We start from the raw sequence: 260 nt of genomic DNA, 5'->3' as shown, positions 1-260 counted from the left end.
TGTGGGCACTCACAAGACGATATCCAGCTACTTCGGTAGCAAAAAAATATCAAGTCTTGAAGAGTGACCAAGCAGTAATTCATGCGAATGAATTATTACGAAAGTTAATTTTCGAGCATCGCTGCACGAGTTGCAGCAAATCAAGCTTTTAATTGAAGAGTTTGATCATGGCTCAGATTGAACGCTGGCGGCAGGCCTAACACATGCAAGTCGAGCGGTAGCACAAGGAGCTTGCTCCTGGGTGACGAGCGGCGGACGGG

The 260-nt window shown here is 47.3% G+C and carries 1 rRNA gene; it reads left to right on the top strand.

What is annotated here, in order from left to right:
- Positions 1 to 149 precede the first annotated feature (149 nt).
- Positions 150 to 260 (top strand): 16S ribosomal RNA (locus JHD74_RS26460); the annotation flags it as partial.

The organism is Serratia sp. ASV30 (assembly GCF_016428815.1).
GTDB lineage: Bacteria > Pseudomonadota > Gammaproteobacteria > Enterobacterales > Enterobacteriaceae > Chania > Chania fonticola_C.
Note: the sequence above shows the minus strand (reverse complement) of the source record. Positions and strands in the feature narration are given on the sequence as shown.